This is a genomic window from Nonomuraea sp. B19D2, assembly GCF_040137845.1.
In the GTDB taxonomy this organism is placed as follows: domain Bacteria; phylum Actinomycetota; class Actinomycetes; order Streptosporangiales; family Streptosporangiaceae; genus Nonomuraea.
This window is the reverse complement of the sequence record NZ_JBEFAK010000041.1, coordinates 1-16,682: the sequence shown is the minus strand read 5'-3', so window position 1 is coordinate 16,682 and position 16,682 is coordinate 1. Positions and strand designations below refer to the sequence as shown.

At 72.7% G+C, this 16,682-nt stretch carries 15 protein-coding genes and 1 pseudogene; 7 read left to right on the top strand and 9 right to left on the bottom strand.

Features of this window, described 5'->3' with window-relative positions:
- Nucleotides 1-102 precede the first annotated feature (102 nt).
- From ABN273_RS45445 to ABN273_RS45435, 3 genes are all read right to left on the bottom strand, one after another.
- Complete coding sequence (locus ABN273_RS45445; RefSeq protein ID WP_349455802.1) at nucleotides 103-3,054, bottom strand: pyridoxamine 5'-phosphate oxidase family protein; 2,952 nt, start codon at nucleotides 3,052-3,054, stop codon at nucleotides 103-105.
- 86 nt (nucleotides 3,055-3,140) lie between these two features.
- Complete coding sequence (locus ABN273_RS45440; RefSeq protein WP_349455801.1) at nucleotides 3,141-4,262, bottom strand: esterase-like activity of phytase family protein; 1,122 nt, start codon at nucleotides 4,260-4,262, stop codon at nucleotides 3,141-3,143.
- A 155-nt stretch (nucleotides 4,263-4,417) separates the two neighbouring features.
- On the bottom strand, nucleotides 4,418-5,251 hold the full coding sequence (locus ABN273_RS45435; RefSeq protein WP_349455800.1) for a putative protein N(5)-glutamine methyltransferase: 834 nt from the start codon (nucleotides 5,249-5,251) through the stop codon (nucleotides 4,418-4,420).
- 232 nt (nucleotides 5,252-5,483) lie between these two features.
- Here ABN273_RS45435 and ABN273_RS45430 point away from each other — a divergent pair, with 232 nt between their 5' ends.
- On the top strand, nucleotides 5,484-6,347 hold the full coding sequence (locus tag ABN273_RS45430; protein WP_349455799.1) for an SMP-30/gluconolactonase/LRE family protein: 864 nt from the start codon (nucleotides 5,484-5,486) through the stop codon (nucleotides 6,345-6,347).
- A gap of 4 nt (nucleotides 6,348-6,351) precedes the next feature.
- Here the strand turns inward: ABN273_RS45430 and ABN273_RS45425 are convergent, their stop codons facing one another.
- Entirely contained in the window at nucleotides 6,352-6,843 is a 492-nt protein-coding gene (locus ABN273_RS45425) for a DinB family protein (RefSeq protein ID WP_349455798.1), read from the bottom strand.
- Nucleotides 6,844-6,921: 78 nt separating this feature from the next.
- Here ABN273_RS45425 and ABN273_RS45420 point away from each other — a divergent pair, with 78 nt between their 5' ends.
- From ABN273_RS45420 to clpX, 4 genes are all read left to right on the top strand, one after another.
- Nucleotides 6,922-7,527, top strand: a complete 606-nt coding sequence (locus ABN273_RS45420; protein ID WP_349455797.1) for a TetR/AcrR family transcriptional regulator — start codon at nucleotides 6,922-6,924, stop codon at nucleotides 7,525-7,527.
- Nucleotides 7,511-8,017 carry an FBP domain-containing protein gene (locus ABN273_RS45415; RefSeq protein WP_349455796.1) on the top strand — a complete coding sequence of 169 codons (507 nt, stop codon included), beginning with the start codon at nucleotides 7,511-7,513 and terminating at the stop codon, nucleotides 8,015-8,017. Before ABN273_RS45420 ends, ABN273_RS45415 begins: the two co-directional genes overlap by 17 nt.
- A gap of 265 nt (nucleotides 8,018-8,282) precedes the next feature.
- On the top strand, nucleotides 8,283-9,446 hold the full coding sequence (locus tag ABN273_RS45410) for a cytochrome P450 family protein (protein WP_349455794.1): 1,164 nt from the start codon (nucleotides 8,283-8,285) through the stop codon (nucleotides 9,444-9,446).
- Nucleotide 9,447: 1 nt separating this feature from the next.
- Entirely contained in the window at nucleotides 9,448-10,686 is a 1,239-nt protein-coding gene (gene clpX / locus ABN273_RS45405; RefSeq protein WP_349455793.1) for an ATP-dependent Clp protease ATP-binding subunit ClpX, read from the top strand.
- Nucleotides 10,687-10,728: 42 nt separating this feature from the next.
- Here clpX and ABN273_RS45400 read toward each other — a convergent pair whose 3' ends face one another.
- The gene (locus tag ABN273_RS45400) at nucleotides 10,729-11,628 is read right to left on the bottom strand and encodes an EamA family transporter (protein ID WP_349455792.1); all 900 of its coding nucleotides are present in this window, start codon (nucleotides 11,626-11,628) and stop codon (nucleotides 10,729-10,731) included.
- 73 nt (nucleotides 11,629-11,701) lie between these two features.
- Here ABN273_RS45400 and ABN273_RS45395 point away from each other — a divergent pair, with 73 nt between their 5' ends.
- Nucleotides 11,702-12,208: a MarR family winged helix-turn-helix transcriptional regulator gene (locus ABN273_RS45395; RefSeq protein WP_349455791.1), complete on the top strand. Its 507-nt coding sequence runs from the start codon at nucleotides 11,702-11,704 to the stop codon at nucleotides 12,206-12,208.
- Between the two features lie 199 nt (nucleotides 12,209-12,407).
- Here ABN273_RS45395 and ABN273_RS45390 read toward each other — a convergent pair.
- The 4 genes and pseudogenes from ABN273_RS45390 to ABN273_RS45375 all read right to left on the bottom strand — a co-directional run.
- Nucleotides 12,408-13,187: pseudogene (locus tag ABN273_RS45390) on the bottom strand (pentapeptide repeat-containing protein); the annotation flags it as partial.
- A gap of 75 nt (nucleotides 13,188-13,262) precedes the next feature.
- Nucleotides 13,263-14,015 carry a GNAT family N-acetyltransferase gene (locus tag ABN273_RS45385; protein WP_349455790.1) on the bottom strand — a complete coding sequence of 251 codons (753 nt, stop codon included), beginning with the start codon at nucleotides 14,013-14,015 and terminating at the stop codon, nucleotides 13,263-13,265.
- A 1-nt stretch (nucleotide 14,016) separates the two neighbouring features.
- Nucleotides 14,017-14,793, bottom strand: coding sequence for a polyprenyl diphosphate synthase (gene uppS, locus ABN273_RS45380; RefSeq protein WP_349455789.1), 777 nt, complete (start codon nucleotides 14,791-14,793; stop codon nucleotides 14,017-14,019).
- Nucleotides 14,794-14,853: 60 nt separating this feature from the next.
- Nucleotides 14,854-15,987, bottom strand: a complete 1,134-nt coding sequence (locus ABN273_RS45375; RefSeq protein WP_349455788.1) for a small ribosomal subunit Rsm22 family protein — start codon at nucleotides 15,985-15,987, stop codon at nucleotides 14,854-14,856.
- Nucleotides 15,988-16,069: 82 nt separating this feature from the next.
- Between ABN273_RS45375 and ABN273_RS45370 the strand changes: the two genes are divergently transcribed.
- On the top strand, nucleotides 16,070-16,549 hold the full coding sequence (locus tag ABN273_RS45370) for an alpha/beta fold hydrolase (protein ID WP_349455787.1): 480 nt from the start codon (nucleotides 16,070-16,072) through the stop codon (nucleotides 16,547-16,549).
- Nucleotides 16,550-16,682: the final 133 nt, after the last annotated feature.

Genomic DNA, 16,682 nt, shown 5'->3' with positions numbered 1-16,682 from the left:
CCACTGCAGAAGGAAGTACCCCGCCGGCCGCCTCTCTGACATGGCCTTTTCGTCAGGGGTCGATCTCCGGCAGCGGCCCGGCGGGAGCGCCACGGCGGGCCGCTAGATGCAGTGGATGCGGTGGCCCGCGATCTGGGCCGGGACGATCCGGATGTAGAGGTGGCGCTCGCCGCCCGCCCACGGCGTGACGCCCGCGTCGGCCACATCGCCCATCTCGTCCGGCGCCACATGGTGGGCGGGCCCCTGCACCAGGACGCTCCACCCCTCGCGGTTGGTCTCGTCGATCTGGTCGATCTCGAAGGCGATCTTGATGTCCACTCCTTCCAGCCCCGTACGGAGGTCCCGGTCCATCGAGCCGCCCGAGGCCGTGCGGAAGACGATCGCGCCGTGGTGCATCTTGTAGTTGACGGGCAGCACCATCGGCCCCTGCGAGCCGTAGAACGCGACCCGCCCGATCCCGCCCGGCTCGATCAGCCGCAGGCACTGCTCCCGGTCCAGCACCTCCAGCGTCGGGTTGGCCATGGCGGGCCCGTGGCCGGGCGGGCGGTCCCGGTCGCCGCCCAGCAGTTCGTGCACCGTGGTCTGCAGGGCGTCGGCCAGGCGGTAGAGGGCTCCGGTGTCGGGCATGTCGGGGTTCTCCTCCAGGTATTGGAGGTAGCCGGGCGACATGTCCGCGTGCTCGGCGACCTGCTCGCGGGTCAGGCCGAGGCGTTCGCGGTAATGGATGATGCGGCGTCCGAGATCCCCTGTGCGGGTCATGATGGCGTCTCCTCGCGTATAGGTACGGCGCGCGGTGCCGTTCACGCGTGCCTCGTGGTGGTCGGCGTCGATGAATATCTGGCGCCCGTGGTAGCAGATCGGCATGGACAGCACGCCGAGCCGGCCGGGCAGCAGCGGGTCCAGCCGGAGCCCGTCGGGGCGCAGCTCCATGCCGAGGTAGCAGCGTTGGAGGAGGTCGAGCGTGCCGCCCATGGCGCCCAGGTGGATGCCCTCCGGGGTGGTGCCGCCCTGGACGTCCTTGATGTCGCTGTAGAGGGCCTCGGTGAAGAACCTCCAGGACTGCGCGCGGTTCGACCGTGCCAGCACCCAGGCGTGCACGACGGCGCTGAGGGTCGAGCCGTGGCTGGTGCGGTCCAGGTAGTAGGAGACCGTACGGGGGATCAGGTCGCGTTCGACCTGGTAGCCGAGGCGTTCCAGGATGGCGAGCAGCTCGGCGCCGGTCAGCAGGTAGCAGAGCATGAGCGTGTCGGCCTGCTTGGAGGCCTTGTAGCGGTTGACGTCGTCGCCGCCGGCCTCCAGCGCCCGGTCCAGGCGTCGCACGCCGCGGTAGCGCCCCCAGTCGAGCTCCAGCAGTTCCGCGTACCCGGTGAACTGGCTGATCACGCCGTCGTGGAAGTCCACCCGCAGCCGGCGGCTGATGTCGTCCCAGCGGGCCAGCTCCGCGGGGGCGGGCGCCAGGCCGGGCGCCAGCGCGGCGGTTTCGCGGGCGCGCATCAGCAGCCACACGGTCATGACGTTCGTGTACGCGTTGTTGGCCAGCCCCGGCACGGCGGCGCCCGGGTAGCTGTCGTGGTACTCGTCGGGCCCCATGACACCGCGGATCTCGTACCGGTCGCCGTACCGCACGGCCAGCGAGGCGAAGAACCTGGCGATGTCGAGCAGCAGCTCCGCGCACCACTGCGGCATGGAGCCGGTGGCCAGGTAGTGCTGCCACACGTTGTAGGCGATGGCCAGGCCGACGTGGCGCTGCAGCCGGGTGTGGTCGGGCAGCCAGCGTCCCGAGATGGGGTTGAGGTGGAGGGTCGGGGTCTCCTCGCGGCCGTCGCTGCCGCTCTGCCACGGGAACATCGCACCGTCGTACCCGGCCTCCCTGGCGGCGTCCCTGGCCTCGGGCAGCCGCCGCCAGCGGTAGCGCAGCAGGCCGAGCGAGATCTCGGGGAAGCGCAGGCTCATCCACGGCTGCACGAACAGCTCGTCCCAGAACACGTGTCCCCGGTACGCCTCCCCGTGCAGGCCGCGGGCGGGCACGCCCGCGTCGAGGTCGGCGGTGTGCGGCGAGAGCGTCTGAAGCAGGTGGAAGATGTGCAGGTGGACGGTCCTGGACAGCCTGGGGCCGCCCACGTCGAGCCGGGCGCGCCGCCACAGCCCCTCCCATGCGGCGCGGTGGCGGGCCAGCAGGTCCTCGAAGCGGGGTGCGCGGCGCACGTGCCTGAGCGCCGACGAGCGGGGGTCGTGGGTGGCCGGGTCGCGCGAGGTCGTCAGCGCCACGATCTTGGTGAGCGTCGCGGGCTCGCCCCGGGCCAGGTGGAGCACGTGGTCGGAGGACACGTAGTCGGGGCCGGGAGACGGTCGCGCGCCCGGCGCGCCGGTGTCGATCCTGGCGGCCAGGGCCACGTCGATGGCCGAGCAGCAGGTGCTCGCCGTCAGCCAGGCCAGGTCGTCCTCGGAGCCGGCGGCGTGCCCGGTCAGGTGGTCGCCGCGCAGGGCGCGGTAGCGGGCCACGCCCCGGTTCGAGACCCGCCCGTCCAGCGTGGCGCGCACGCGCATCGGCCCCGCCCAGTTCTCTGCGGTGAACGTGGTCTCCAGTGCCGCCAGGTACGGGTCCGCCATGGACACCAGGCGGCGCTGCCGTACCCGCGTGATGCGGCCCTCGCCGTCGCGCCAGCGCAGCTCGCGCACCAGCACGCCATGCCGCAGATCGAGCTCGTGCCGGTACGCCGCCAGCTCGGCCCGCTCGGGCCGGAACCATTTGGACCCCGGCGTCGCGAACGTCAGCGGCAGCCAGTCGGGCATGTTGACGATGTCCTCGTTCGTCACGGTGCGCCCGGCGATCACGGAGTCGAGCCGGTCGTAGCAGCCCGCCACGTAGGTGCCCGGCGTGCGGTACTCGCCGTCGGGGGTGGCGCCCCGGGTGGCAAATCTGCCGTTGCCGAGCGTGCACAATGTCTCCCGCAGCCCCTCCCCTGCGGGGTCGAGGCCGTCGTACACGAGCGTCCAGGCGTTCATCGCCACCCCACGGGCACGCGGGGGCCTGGTCAGGCCGAAGGTGCCCACACCCGGACGCTACCCACGCACGCCCCGGCCAGCCCTCGCCTGAGCCGGCCGGACGCGCGCGGCCGCCGCCTTGAGGCGGCGCTCGGTCAGGGGCAGCCCGTCGCGCCGAAGGCCAGGAACTTGGTCGTCTCGCGCTGGTCGAAGTTGTCGTCCGAGCCGATCACGAGCGTGCACTCGCCGCTTGCCAGGCGCGGCCCCCAGGCCATGCTCTCCAGGTTCTGGACCGGCGGCCGGAATGCGCCGAGGTCGCGGACCAGCCGCTTGGTCACCGGCCGGTACGGCCCGCCCTGCGACAGGTCGTCCCTGTTCAGCACGTTGGTGGCGGCACGCAGGTCGATCTCGTAGAGCTTCACCCGGTAGTCCACGCCCTGGATCCAGGACCGCTCGAGCGCCAGGTAGCGGTGGTCGTCGATGGCCAGGATCTCCGACACCCCGGTGTCGGCCGCCCCGTCGGGCGGGATCGGCGCGACGGGCAGCGGGTCGAGCGGGTAGGCGTACTGGCCGCGCACGGAGCCCCTGCGGCTCCACACGGTCAGCCGCGCGGGCGCGCCGCGCTCCACCGTGGGCACCGGCCCGTCCTCGTAGCGGGGGCCCTCGGTGACGGCGGCGATCCCGCGTGCGGTGACGGCCAGCCCCTCGAAACCGAAATTACGCCGCGGCCCGCTCTCGGTGTCCGTCAGCCGCAAATTCGCGGGCACGCGCAATTCGCCGACATTACGCCCCTGAATGTCCGCCGATCGCACCCCGGAGGGGGAAATCGGAATGGTCGGACTCCTGGTGTCCGGCCTGTCTCCTTCGTCTCCCCACAGCAGCTGCCGCCGCCACGGGTCGTACCTGATCGACTCGGGATCGGCCGACCCCGGCTTGCCGTATGCCGGGTACGGCGTGCCGTCGGCCCTGGTCAGCGTCGTGACCCCGGTCAGCCGCACGCCGGTGAACTCCCCCGTCTCCCGGTCGATGTCCAGCAGGCCCGTGTAGAAGCGGGCGGGGTTGTAGCGCCACCGGTCGTCGGAGACGAAGTACCACGTGCCGGTGGCCGGGTCGCGGTCGATGCCCGACAGCCCGCCCACGGTGGTCTCCTCGAACCGCATCAGGTGCGGCAACCGCTGCTCCCCGAGAAAGCGCGTGATGCGCACGGGCTCCGCCCGCGCCGCCGAAGCGGGCGGGGCGGCGCCCGCCACCATCGCGAACACGACGGCGATTTCCATTGTTCTCCGCGCACGAGCCATATGATCCCCACAATTCCCAAGGACCGGAACCGACGGAGAAAATGAAAGCGCGGATCACCGGCGAAGTCCACGGACAAATAACGGCACGCCGCCCATCAAAAGGGTCAAATCATTCCAAGAAAAGCGCGCGTTATTCACGCGGGCGGCGCCGCTGGAGCCGCCGCCCCGCTGAAGCCACGCCGCTGAGGACGGGTGCCGATGACCGCCGTGGCGTCCAGTTCCGCCGAGCTCGCCACGCGGGCGGCCAGCCCCGCGCGGGCGACGGTCTCGGCGGTCGCGGCCGCCTGCCGCTCGCTGGTCTCGACCAGCAGGTGGCCGCCGGGCGCGAGCCACTGCGGCGCTCCGGCGATCACCCGCCGCACGACGTCGAGCCCGTCGCCCCCGCCGTCGAGCGCGACGAGCGGCTCGTGCAGCCGGGCCTCGGCAGGCAGCAGCGCGACCGATTCCGAGGGGACGTACGGGGGGCTCGCGATCACGATGTCCACCCGGCCCCGCAACGAGGCGGGCAGCGGCTCGTACAGATCGCCCTCGTAGACGTGGCCGGCGCCGAGGTTGCGCCGGGCGCAGCGCACGGCGGCGGGGTCGAGGTCGGTGGCGTGCAGCTCGGCCCGCTCCAGCTCCGCGGCCAGCGCCGCCCCCATCGCGCCGGTGCCGCAGCACAGGTCGAGCACGACCGGCGTCCCGGCGACCCGGCGGGCCAGCGCGACGGCCTCCTGGATGAGGAACTCGGTGCGCGGCCTGGGCACGAACACCCCGGGCGCCACGGCCACCCGCAGCCCGCAGAACTCGGCCCAGCCGAGGACGTATTCGAGGGGCTCGCCGGCCACCCGCCGCTCGACCATGGCGGCGAGCTCATCAGGGGTGGCGGCGGTGGAGACGAGCAGTTGGGCCTCGTCCTCGGCGAACACGCAGCCGGCGGCGCGCAGCCTGGTGACGAGGATAGGGACAGATGACGAAAAAACCGACATGACAGCCTTTCGGGACGCCCATGGGCGCTCCCGCGATCACCTAGCCCCGGTCACGGGGAGGGAGCACCCAATCTGACACAGCGTTGATGGGTCTCACCTCCTCAGGACGAACGTCCCGAGAGCGTACCAGAGCCCTTTCGCCCGCTCCTGCGGGGCACCCGTGCACCCCGGCCGGTACCAGGCGACTGCCGTTAGAGTCTGGATCACGACCCTGCGACCCCAGGAGAGCGGCATGAGCATCGCCCCGTACACCGTGACCGACCCCGTCGCCGAGCACGGTGAAAGTCCCGTCTGGTCGAGCCGCTGGGGCGGGCTGCGCTGGGTGGACATGCTGGCCGGTGCGGTGCTCGCGCTCGACGCCCAGGGCAAGGTGCGCCGCCGCCGCGTGGGCAAGGTGGCCGCTGCCGTACGGCCGCGCGTGTCCGGCGGCTATGTCGTCGCCGCCGAGCGCGAGTTGCTGCTGTCCGACACCGACGACCTGGACGCCCCGCTGCGCTCCCTGGGCGAGGCCTGGACCGACCCCGCCGTCCGGATGAACGACGGCGGATGCGACCCCGACGGCCGCTTCTACATCGGAAGCATGGCCTACGACGAGAGCCCGGGCCGCGGGTCGTTCTACGTGGCCGAACCCGGCGGCGGGCTGCGGGTGGTGCTGCCCGAGGTGACGATCTCGAACGGCTTCGACTTCAGCCCGGACGGCACCCTGGCCTACTATGCCGACACCAGGACCGGCCGGGTCGACGTGCTCGACTACGACGCCGAGGGCGGGCTGAGCGGGCGCCGCCCGTTCGCCGTCGTCGATCCCGGGCAAGGGGCCCCCGACGGGCTGACCGTCGACGCCGAGGGCGGGGTGTGGGTGGCGTTGTGGCAGGGCGGGGCCGTGCACCGCTACGACGCGGACGGCCGGCTCGACGCCGTCATCAGCCTGCCCGTACGGAAGGTCACGGCGGTGACGTTCGGCGGCGAGAGCCTCGACCGGCTGTTCATCACCACCTCGGCCCTCGGCGTTGACCGCGCCGAGCAGCCGGAGGCGGGCGCCGTCTTCGCCGCCGACCCCGGGGTGCGGGGACGGCCGGTCCTGCCGGCCGCCCTGTGACGCCTCAGGCGGGGCGGTGGTCGCCGACGGCGCCGTCGATGAGCTCGCGCAGGATGTCCATGTGGCCCGCGTGCCGCGCCGTGTCCTCGATCATGTGGATGAGCACCCACCGCATGCTCACCGTCTCCCCCGCCCATGACGTGCCCGTCGTCTCCAGGTCCAGGGCGTTGATCGCGCGGTCGGCGGCGGCTCGCGCGCGCCGGTAGAAGGCGACGATCTGCTCGGCGCTCTCCTCGGGCCGGATCTCCATGTCCTCCTCCGGCGCGAACCACAGCGGCTCCACCTCCCGCCCGAACGTCTGGCAGAACCATCCGTACTCCACCGCGGCCAGGTGCTTGACCAGGCCGAGCAGGCTCGTGCCCGACGGTGTCATGGGGCGCCTGGCCTGCTCCTCGTCGAGCCCCTCGACCTTCCACAGCACGGCGTCGCGGTGGCGGTCGAGGCTGGCGTGCAGGCTCTCTTTTTCGCCGCCGGTCAGCGGCACTCGTCTGCTCATCCGGCGACCGTAGCACCGGCCGCAAACCTAGATGCTCTAGGATTGACACTAGGAGCCCTAGTTTAGATGGAGGTGCCCATGGCACGTGCCGGGCTGACAGCGGATCGGGTGACCGAGGCGGCCGCGGATCTGGCCGACGAGGTCGGGTTCGACAACATCACCGTGTCCGCGCTGGCACGCAGGTTCGGGGTGAAGGACGCGAGCCTCTACTCGCACGTCAGGAACCTCCAGGACCTGCGCACCCGCGTGGCCGTCCTGGCCGCACGCGAGCTGGCCGACCGGCTCGCCGACGCGACGGCGGGGCGGGCGGGCAAGGAGTCGCTGACCGGGTTCGCCAACGCCTGGCGCGACTTCGCGCTGACCCGTCCCGGCCGCTACCAGGCCACCCAGATGCCCGTGGACCCGGCCGTCGTGGCCGCGTCCCAGGGGCATCAGCGCATCATGGCCGTCACGTACGCGCACCTGAGCGCGTACGGGCTGCCCGAGCCCGACCTGACCGACGCCATCCGCCTGCTGCGCAGCACGTACCAGGGCTTCTTCGGGCTGGAGGCGGGCGGCGGGTTCCACCACGCGCGTGACCTCCAGGCGTCCTGGACGAAGATCCTCGACGCGCTCGACAACGCGCTGCGGCATTGGCAGGTTTCCGAACGACCCCCAGGAAACGATCATGAATCCGATCACTGAGCACGACATCCGCACGTCTTTCGTCAACTGCTCCAAGGGCGAGGCCCGCAGGCTCAACCTCCCGCGCGGCCTGGCCGAGTCGCCCTGGCCCGACCTCGACTTCCTGGGCTGGCGCGACCCGGGGGCGCCGGAGCGGGCCTATCTGGTGGCCGAGCGCGGCGGCGAGCTGGTCGGCGTGTCACTGCGTCCGGCGCAGGAGGTGCGCAGGAGCTTCACCAAGTCCACCCTCTGCTCGGTCTGTGTGACGCCGCACGCGGGCACCGGGGTCGCGCTGTTCGCCGCGCCCAGGGTCGGTGCCGCCGGCCGTCAGGGCAACACGGTCGGCGCCTACATGTGCGCCGACCTGGCCTGCTCGCTCTATGTGCGGGACAAGAAGCAGACAGAGCTGGGCACGCGGTTCGAGTCGCTCTCGGTCGAGGAGCGGATCGTACGGGCGGCCGCGAACCTGGACGGCTTCCTGGAGCGCGTGCTGGACGGCACCGTGGGCTGACAGGAACCGTCCCGGCTTGGCGGGGGGCGACGTTCAGCGCGTCCGCGGACGGGAAGGGCCGTCCACGGCGTCAGCCGGGCGCTCGGTGCGGCGCCGGCTGAACGTCGCCCATACCTTGGACCGCGCTCGCCCGCCCGCCGGTTCCGTCCCGGCCCGAACTCCCGTGGCCACACCCGGCCATCGTCGCCCGCGTTGCCGTTCGCCCACAGAACCGGATACCGTGAACATTCAGATGATGTCATCATCCGGATTGACAGGAGCGGCGATGACCGACGTGCCCGAGATCGACCTGACCGATCCCGCCGTGCTGCGCGACCCCTTCACGGCGTACACCGGCGCCAGGGAGCGGTCGCCGGTGGCGCGGCTGCTGGCCCCGGGGTTCGGGCCGTTCTGGGCGGTGACGCGGCATGCGGAGGCCAGGGCGATGCTGAGCGACCCGCGACTGGCCACCAACGAGCACAGTTACCAGCGGCCCGACGTGCCGGAGCACTGCCTGCCGTACATGCGGACCATGTCCGAGATGAACGGCGCCGAGCACGCCCGGCTGCGCAGACTGGTCGCGCCCGCGTTCACGCCGCGCAGGGCGGCGGAGTTCGGGCCGCGGATGGCGGCGATCGTCGAGCGCCTGCTGGACGAGCTGCCCGCGCGACCGGATCTGCTGGCGGACTTCGCCCGCCCGCTGCCGATCGAGGTGATCTGCGAGATGGTGGGCATCCCCGTCGCCGACCGGCCCAAGTGGCGCGAGTACGGCGCCGCGGTCGTGGCCGGGCACGGCGCGGGCTTCGCGGACGCCATCCCGCGCATCCTCGAAGGCGCCGAGGCCGCGGTCGCCAAGGGCCGGGAGGAGCCCGGCGAGGACCTGATCTCCGACCTCGCCCGAGTCATGGAGGAGGACGGCGACCGCCTCTCCGACACCGAGCTGGTCACCATGGTCTGGACGCTCGTCCTGGCCGGTCAGACGCCCACGAACCTCATCGCCAACGCCGTCGCCACCCTGCTCTCCCACCCCGATCAGCTCGCCGCGCTGCGCGCCGAGCCCGCCCTGATGCCGCGGGCGGTGGAGGAGCTGACGCGCTGGTGGGGGCCGCAGCTGCTGACCATCCCCCGCTTCACCACGGAGGACGTCGAGATCGGCGGCGTGCCCATCCCCAAGGGCGTGCCGGTCACGGCCTCGATCGCCTCCGCCAACCGCGACCCGCGCGCCTTCGACGAGCCGGACCGGCTCGACATCCGACGGGAGCCGTCGCCGCATCTCGGGTTCGCGCACGGGCCGCACTTCTGCGTCGGCGCGTCGCTGGCCCGCGCGCAGACCGGGATCGCGATCGGCGCCCTGCTGCGCCGCTTCCCCGAGCTGGCGCTCGCCGGGGAGATCGAGCACACCCCCGACCCGGGCACCTGGCGCCTGACGGCGCTGCCCGTCACCCTCTGAGATGGCGCGCGCCGGCAAGGACGGCGGGCTGCGCTGCTCGTTCTGCGGGAAGGGCCAGCAGGACGTGCGCAAGCTCATCGCGGGCCCGCCTTCGGTCTACATCTGCGACGAATGCGTAGTGCTCTGCACCGAGATGGTGGCCGCGGACGAGCGCGCGGAGTCCCGCCCTGAGCCGCCCAGGCCGCGAGAGATCCACGCGTTCCTCGACCAGTACGTGGTCGGCCAGGAGGAGGCGAAGCGGGCCCTCGCGGTCGCGGTCTACAACCACTGCAAACGGCTGCGGGCACCCTCGGACGAGGTAGAGCTCGGCAAGTCGAACGTGCTGCTGGTCGGCCCCACGGGCAGCGGCAAGACGCACCTGGTGCAGACGCTCGCGCGGATGCTGGACGTGCCGTTCGCCATCGCCGACGCCACCGCGCTCACCGAGGCCGGGTACGTCGGCGACGACGTCGAGAACCTGCTGCTCAAGCTCATCCAGGCGGCCGGCTTCGACATCGCGAGGGCCGAGACCGGGATCGTCTACATCGACGAGATCGACAAGATCGCCCGCAAGGGCGACAACCCGTCGATCACCCGCGACGTCTCCGGCGAGGGCGTGCAGCAGGCGCTGCTGAAGATCCTCGAGGGCACGGTCGCGAGCGTGCCGCCGCAGGGCGGCAGGAAACATCCGCACCAGGACTTCCTGCAGATCGACACGACGAACGTGCTGTTCATCGCGGGCGGCGCGTTCGAGGGCCTCGAGGAGACCATCGGGCGGCGGGTCATGCGCAGGCGCGCCGGGTTCGGCGCCGGGCCGCGCTCGGCGGAGGGGGAGCTGCTGTCCCAGGTGATGCCGCAGGACCTGGTGGCGTACGGGCTGATCCCCGAGCTCGCCGGGAGGCTGCCGGTGGTGACGGCCCTGCGGCCGCTGGATCACGCGGCGCTGATGCGGGTGCTCACCGAGCCGCGCAACGCGCTGATCAGGCAGTACCGGCGGCTGTTCGAGCTCGACGGGGTGGAGCTGGAGTTCGACGAGGGGGCCGTGGCCGCCGTCGCCGAGCAGGCGCTGCTGCGCCGCACGGGCGCCAGGGCCGTGCGCGCGATCCTCGAAGAGGTGCTGCTCAACGTGATGTACGAGGTGCCGGGCCGGGACGACGTGGCCCGCGTCGTGGTCACCCGCGAGACGGTGCTCGACCACGTCAACCCGACCCTGGTGCCCCGCGACCACGGCGACGGGGAGCGCCGCGAGAAGTCCGCCTGAGGTGTCGGCCGCCGCCCCGGCCGGCAGCGCCTTGTGCGCATGTCAGGATTCCTTTCCGACCAGGACGCGGGGCGTCGCGGTCAACCTGCGGGCGGGCTGGAACTGGGCCGCGACGAGGGCGGCCAGGACCACGACCGCGCCGAGCGCCTGGGCAGGGGCGAGCTCCTGGCCGAGGACGAGCCAGCCGAGCGCGGTCGCGACGACCGGGCTGAGCAGGCCCAGGAAGGTGACCTTGGTAGCAGTCAGCAGCCGCAGCCCACGGAACCACAGCGCGTAGGCGAGTGCGGATCCGATGACGGTGAGGTAGGCGTACCCGGCGAGGTTGGCGGTGGTCAGGGCGGCCGGCGGCGCGCCTTCGACGAGGAGCGCGACGGGCAGCAGCAGCAGACCTCCGGCCACGAGCTGCCAGCCGGTGGTGGCCAGCAGCGGCGCGGGCGACTGCCACCGCTTGCTCAGCACGACTCCCAGCGCCATCACGGCCGCGCCGCCGAGCGCGGCGGCCACTCCGACGGCGTCCAGCCGGGCGTCGGCCCGCAGCACGAGCAGGCTCACCCCGGCGACGCCCGCCACGGCGGCCACCACCGTGCGCGGGGTCAGGCGTTCACCGAGCAGCCCGGCGGACAGCAGGGCGACCAGCAGGGGCTGGATGGCCCCCACGGTCGCGGCCACCCCGCCCGGCAGCCGGTACGCCCCCACGAACAGCAGCGCGAAGAACACCCCGATGTTCAGCGCCCCGAGCACCAGGGCGCGCCACCACCAGACGCCCTTGGGCAGGCTCCGGGTGACGGCGACGAGCAGCAGCCCGGCGGGCAGGGCGCGGATCACGGCGGCCAGCAGGGGGCGGCCGGGCGGCAGCAGCTCGGTGGTGACGAGGTACGTGGTGCCCCATATGGCGGGGGTCAGCGCGGTCAGCAGGACGGTTCCCGTTTGATTTCTTAGCACTAAGACAAAGTAGCTCAGCACTAAGCTACTCGCCACGTGATTTACCTCACCGCTAAGACATCTGTAGTCTGGGATGGTGGCTGATCACGTCGACTTCATCATCGAGCAATGGGCCGCCCAGCGTCCCGACCTGGACGTCTCCCCGATGGCGGTGATCGGGCGGCTGTCGCGGGTGACGCGGCTGATCGACGCCGAGCTGCGCCGTACGTTCACCGCGCACGGGCTGGATTCGGCGTCCTTCGACGTGCTGGCCACCTTGCGCCGCAGCGACCCCCCGCACCGGCTGACCCCTGCCGAGCTGATGCGCGCGTCCATGGTCACCTCGGGGGCGGTCACGCAGCGGCTCGACCGCCTGGAGTCCAGGGGCCTGGTGACCCGCACGCCCAGCGACGTGGACGGGCGCGGCGTCTACGTGACGCTCACCGACGAGGGACGCGCCCTGATCGACGGGGCGCTGCCGGACCACTTGGCGACCGAGGAGCGGGTGCTCTCAGCCCTGCCGAAGGAGGGCCGGGACGCGCTCGCGCATGGGCTGCGCGAGCTGCTGGAGTCGCTCGGCGACACGACCGCGCCCTCCTGACCAGGCCTGGCCGAGGTCGCCACGGCCACCTCGGCCGGGGGCGTCAGCGGCGGCGCTGACGCTGGCCGGATCCGGCGCCGCGCCCCGAATCCGCGCGACGCCCAGAACCCGCGCCGCGCCCGGAACCGGCGTTTCGCGCCGAGCCCGCACCGCGCCCGGTACCCGTCCCTCGAGGCGCCCCCTCGTGGCGGGTGGCGGGCCAGTGCGCGGGGCGGGTGAGGGACGTGGCGGGCAGGCGGGTGGCGGCGTCGCCCTTGGCGGCGTTGAGCTGGGCCTGGGTGAGGAAGATGCTGCCGGTGAGGTCGGCGCCCGACAGGTCCGCGCCCCGGAGGTCGGCGCCGATCAGGTCGGACTCCCGCAGGTCGGCGCCCCGGAGGTCGGCGCCGATCAAATAGGCCCCCCGCAGGTTCGCCGCCCGCAGGTCGGCGCCCGCCAGCCGGGCTCCGATCAGGTCGGCTCCCCTGCGGTCCTTGCCCTTGCGCCCGCCCCTGACCAGCTCGCTCGCACGCAGCAGCAGCGCGTTGACCTCCGCCCGGTGCGGCTCGACGCCCAGCTTCACCAGCACGTCGGCGCTCTCCCGGGTGAGCCGCTCGGTCTCGGCGAGGGCCTGCGCCAGCTCGGCGTGGACGGCCCGGGCGGGCTCCAGGGTGAGCGCCTCGGCCAGGTACCACAGCAGCTCGTGCAGCTGCCGCATGACGGGGAACACGGCGTACATCTGCCGGGCCGTGCCCGGAGCCTCCCGCCAGCTCGTGCCGCCGAAGGTGACCTGGGAGACCTTCTGCCCCGCCCCGAAGCAGTCGAAGACGGTGCAGCCCGGGAAGCCGCGCTCCCTGAGCTGCGAGTGGATGGAGCAGCGGAAGTCGTCGCGCAGGTTGCGGCAGGGCTGCCCGGCGTCCTTGTCGGTGGCGAAGTCGGCCGAGGCCGAGAACGGCAGCGCGACGCAGCACAGCCCGAAGCAGCTCTCGCAGTCGGCCAGCAGGCCGAGCTCGCGGGGGTGGGTTCCGGGCAACGTGCTGGACTCCGATCGTGGAAGGTGCGGCCCCGTCAAGGGTACTCACTCGTGGACGTACGGCGTGGTCGTGGTGAGCGCCTCGAACCCCAGCCGCAGCAGGATGGGACGGCTCTGGCTGGAGGCGTCCACCTGGAGATGGTCGTAGCCGCGCGCGGCCGCCTCGCGGGCCCGGTGGGCGACCAGCGCGCGGTAGACGCCCCGCCCCCGCCATTCCGGTACGGTGCCGCCGCCCCACAGGCTCGCGAACCGGGTGCCCGGGTGCAGATCCATGCGGGCCGCGCTGACGGGCACGTCGCCGGCCATGGCGAGGACGGCGATGAGGTCGCCGGAGGCCAGCTGGTCGAGCAGGCGTTCCCTGATGCGGTCGCGGGTCATGCCGAAGGCGCGCTCATGCACCTCGGCCACCAGCTCCACGTCGTCCGGGCCGGTCACCGGGACCAGCCGCACGCCCTCGGGCGGTTCCCCCGCCACCGGCAGGCGCGCGACCTCGGCCACCATCAGCGTCTCGGCGGGTTCTGGGGTGAAACCGGCCGCCAGGAGGCGCCGGTCGAGGTCGGCGGGCCGGTCGTGACCGTACAGCTTCCATTCGAACGCCCGGCCCAGCTCCCCGAAGTACCGCACCTGCTCGGCGATGGCCGCGTCCGCGCTCCGCTCGTCGAGGTCGGACCAGAGGACGCCGTTCCAGCCGTGCTCGGGCCCCACCTGACGTAGCACGTTCCCAGCCCGCTCGATCCTGGAGTCCGGCCCGTCGGGACCGGCCTCCCGCCGCATCTGCCGGTCGAAAAGCTCCAGCATCTCAGCCTCCGAACCGGCGCTGCCGGGCGGCGAAGCTGCGCAGCGCGCGCAGGAAGTCGATCTCGCGGAAGGCGGGCCAGTACGCCTCGCAGAAGTACAGCTCGGAGTAGGCGGACTGCCAGAGCAGGAAGTTGGACAGGCGCTGCTCGCCGCTGGTGCGGATGACCAGGTCGGGGTCGGGCTGGCCAGCCGTGTACAGGTGGGGCGCGATGTCGTCCACGCTCAACGTCGAGGCCAGCTCCACCATGGACTGGCCGGCCTCGGCCCGCTCGTACATCAGTTCGCGCAGGGCGTCGATGACCTCCTGGCGGCCGCCGTACCCGATGGCCAGGGTGAGGTGGAAGCCGGTCTCGCACGTGCGGGTCGCCTCGACGGCGCTCTTGAGCGCGCGGGCGGTGGTGTCGGGCAGCATGTCGAGCATGCCCGCGACGTGGACGCGCCAGCGGGCGTCGGGCCGGTCGAACCGGTCGGCGACCATCTGTTCGATCACCTGCAGCAGGTAGGCGACCTCCTCGTCGCCGCGGCGCTCGAGGTTCTCCGTCGAGCACAGGAACACGGTGACGTGCTGGACGCCCAGGCCCTCGCACCACGACAGCACGTGCTCGATGTGCTCGGCGCCGTACTTGTGGCCGATGCTCGGGCTGGGCAGGCCCTGCTTCCTGGCCCAGCGCCGGTTGCCGTCGATGATCAGGCCGACGTGGCGGGGCAGCGGCCCGCCCGTGACCTGGCGGCGCAGGCGCCTGGCATAGAGGGAATGAAGGAGGTCAGTCGTCCACATCCTCCAAGGATGGCGCACCCGAGGGGCCGGAAGACGCCGGACGCGAATGTGACCGGCGTCTCATTCCGTACGCGGCCAGGCGTCGCCCCAGTCGGCGTCCCGGGCGGCGCGGTAGAGGTCGCCCTGCCGTTTGGACACGATCACGTCGCTGACCGCGTCCTCACCGGTGCACAGGCGCAGGGACACCACGCCCTTGCGCTTGACCGGGTGGCGCAGGATCCGGGCGGCGGCCCGCTCCGCCGGGGCCGTCGTGGCGGCCACGTACGAGAACTTCTCGTCCTCGAAGCTGAGCGTGCCCGCCTTGATCCGCCGGTGCAGTGAGCTCCTGGGGAGCCTGACGGAGAAGTGGCACCAGTCGCGTCCCGGCACGATCGGGCAGCGGCCGTCGTGGGGGCAGGGCGCGACGATGGTCAGGCCGCGGGCGGCCAGGACCTCCCTGGCCTCGGCGAGGGTGGCGTAGCCCGCCGGGGTGCCGGGCTCGACGACGATCACCATGGCGGCGTCCGCGGCCAGCCAGCCGACGACCTCCCGGCGCTCGGCCCGGGGCAGCTCGCCCAGCGCGTACGACATGGTCACCAGGTCGGCCGGCGGCCGGTCGAGGCCGGGGCGGACCGACGCCTGCCGCCAGGTGGCCCCACGAAGCGACTCGGACGTACGGGCGAGGCGTTTGCCCAGGTCGATGATGTGCGGGTCGTGTTCAATGACGGTGACCTGCTCGATGGAGCCCCAGGTCTGGTCCGCCGCCCAGATCGCCGCCCCGGTGCCCCCGCCGACGTCGAGGTGGGTCCTGGGCCGGAAGCCCGGGGTCAGGGTGGCGGCCTGGCGCATGGCCGTGGCGGCGGCGGCGTAGGTGGCGGGCATCCGGTAGGCGGCGTAGGCCGCGATGTCGGCCCGGGACCTGATGTGGGCGCCTCCCCTCGTGCCCGTGCGGTAGCTCTCTGTGAGGCGCGCGACGGAGTCGGACAGGTCTTGGGGCGAGTAGCCGGACACGGCCTTGTCCAGGGCGGCTCTGAGTTCGTCGGGGAGCATGTCTACCTCAGTCGATTCGTCGGGCGAGGGCGAGGGCACGCCAGGCGGCGGTCGCGGCGGCCGCCACGACCAGGGCGGCCGGCCAGTACGTGCCGCGATCCCCGTCCCCACCAGGCCGCCCACACCGAAGGTGGTGAGCAGCAACCCGTACCCGACCTCGGCCAATCCTAGGCGCTCCCGCGCGTACAGACTGCGCCCCCGGCGAACAGCCGCCTCCCCCGGCCCCGCCCCGCAGTAGCGTGCTGCCGTGATCAGCATTGACGATGTCGAGATCGCGTACGAGGAGGCCGGTCCCGCGGCGCCCGCGGGCACCGTGGTGCTGGTGCACGGCTCGGGGGCCGACATGCGTCTGTGGGAGCACCAGTTCCAGGCCCTGTCGGAGCACCACCGCGTCATCCGCTACGACGCGCGGGGCCACGGCCGCTCCGGCGACGCCGAGGGCGAGGTGTGCCACCACGAGGACCTGCTCGCCGTCATGGACGTGCTGGGGGTCGAGCGGGCGGCGCTGGCGGGCAGCTCGATGGGCGGCGCGTACGCGACCGAGGCCGCGCTGGCCGCCCCCTCCCGGGTTGTCGCGCTCGCGCTCATCGGCTCCGGCCTGGCCGGACACCAGTGGCCGCAGGAGATGCTGGACCAGGCCCGGGCACGCGTCCGCAGCTCGGTGCCCGCCGCCTCGACCTTCCCGACACGGGGCATCTGCCGCCGCTCGAACGGCCGGAGGAGGTGACCGCGGCCCTGACGGCGTTCCTGTCGGACGTCTTCACCGCTGAACGCATCCATCCCTGAGCGTCACCACGCTGAACGCATCTGCCCCAGAGCGCTACCACCCCTGAGGGCATCCATCCCCCCGGGGGGAAGCG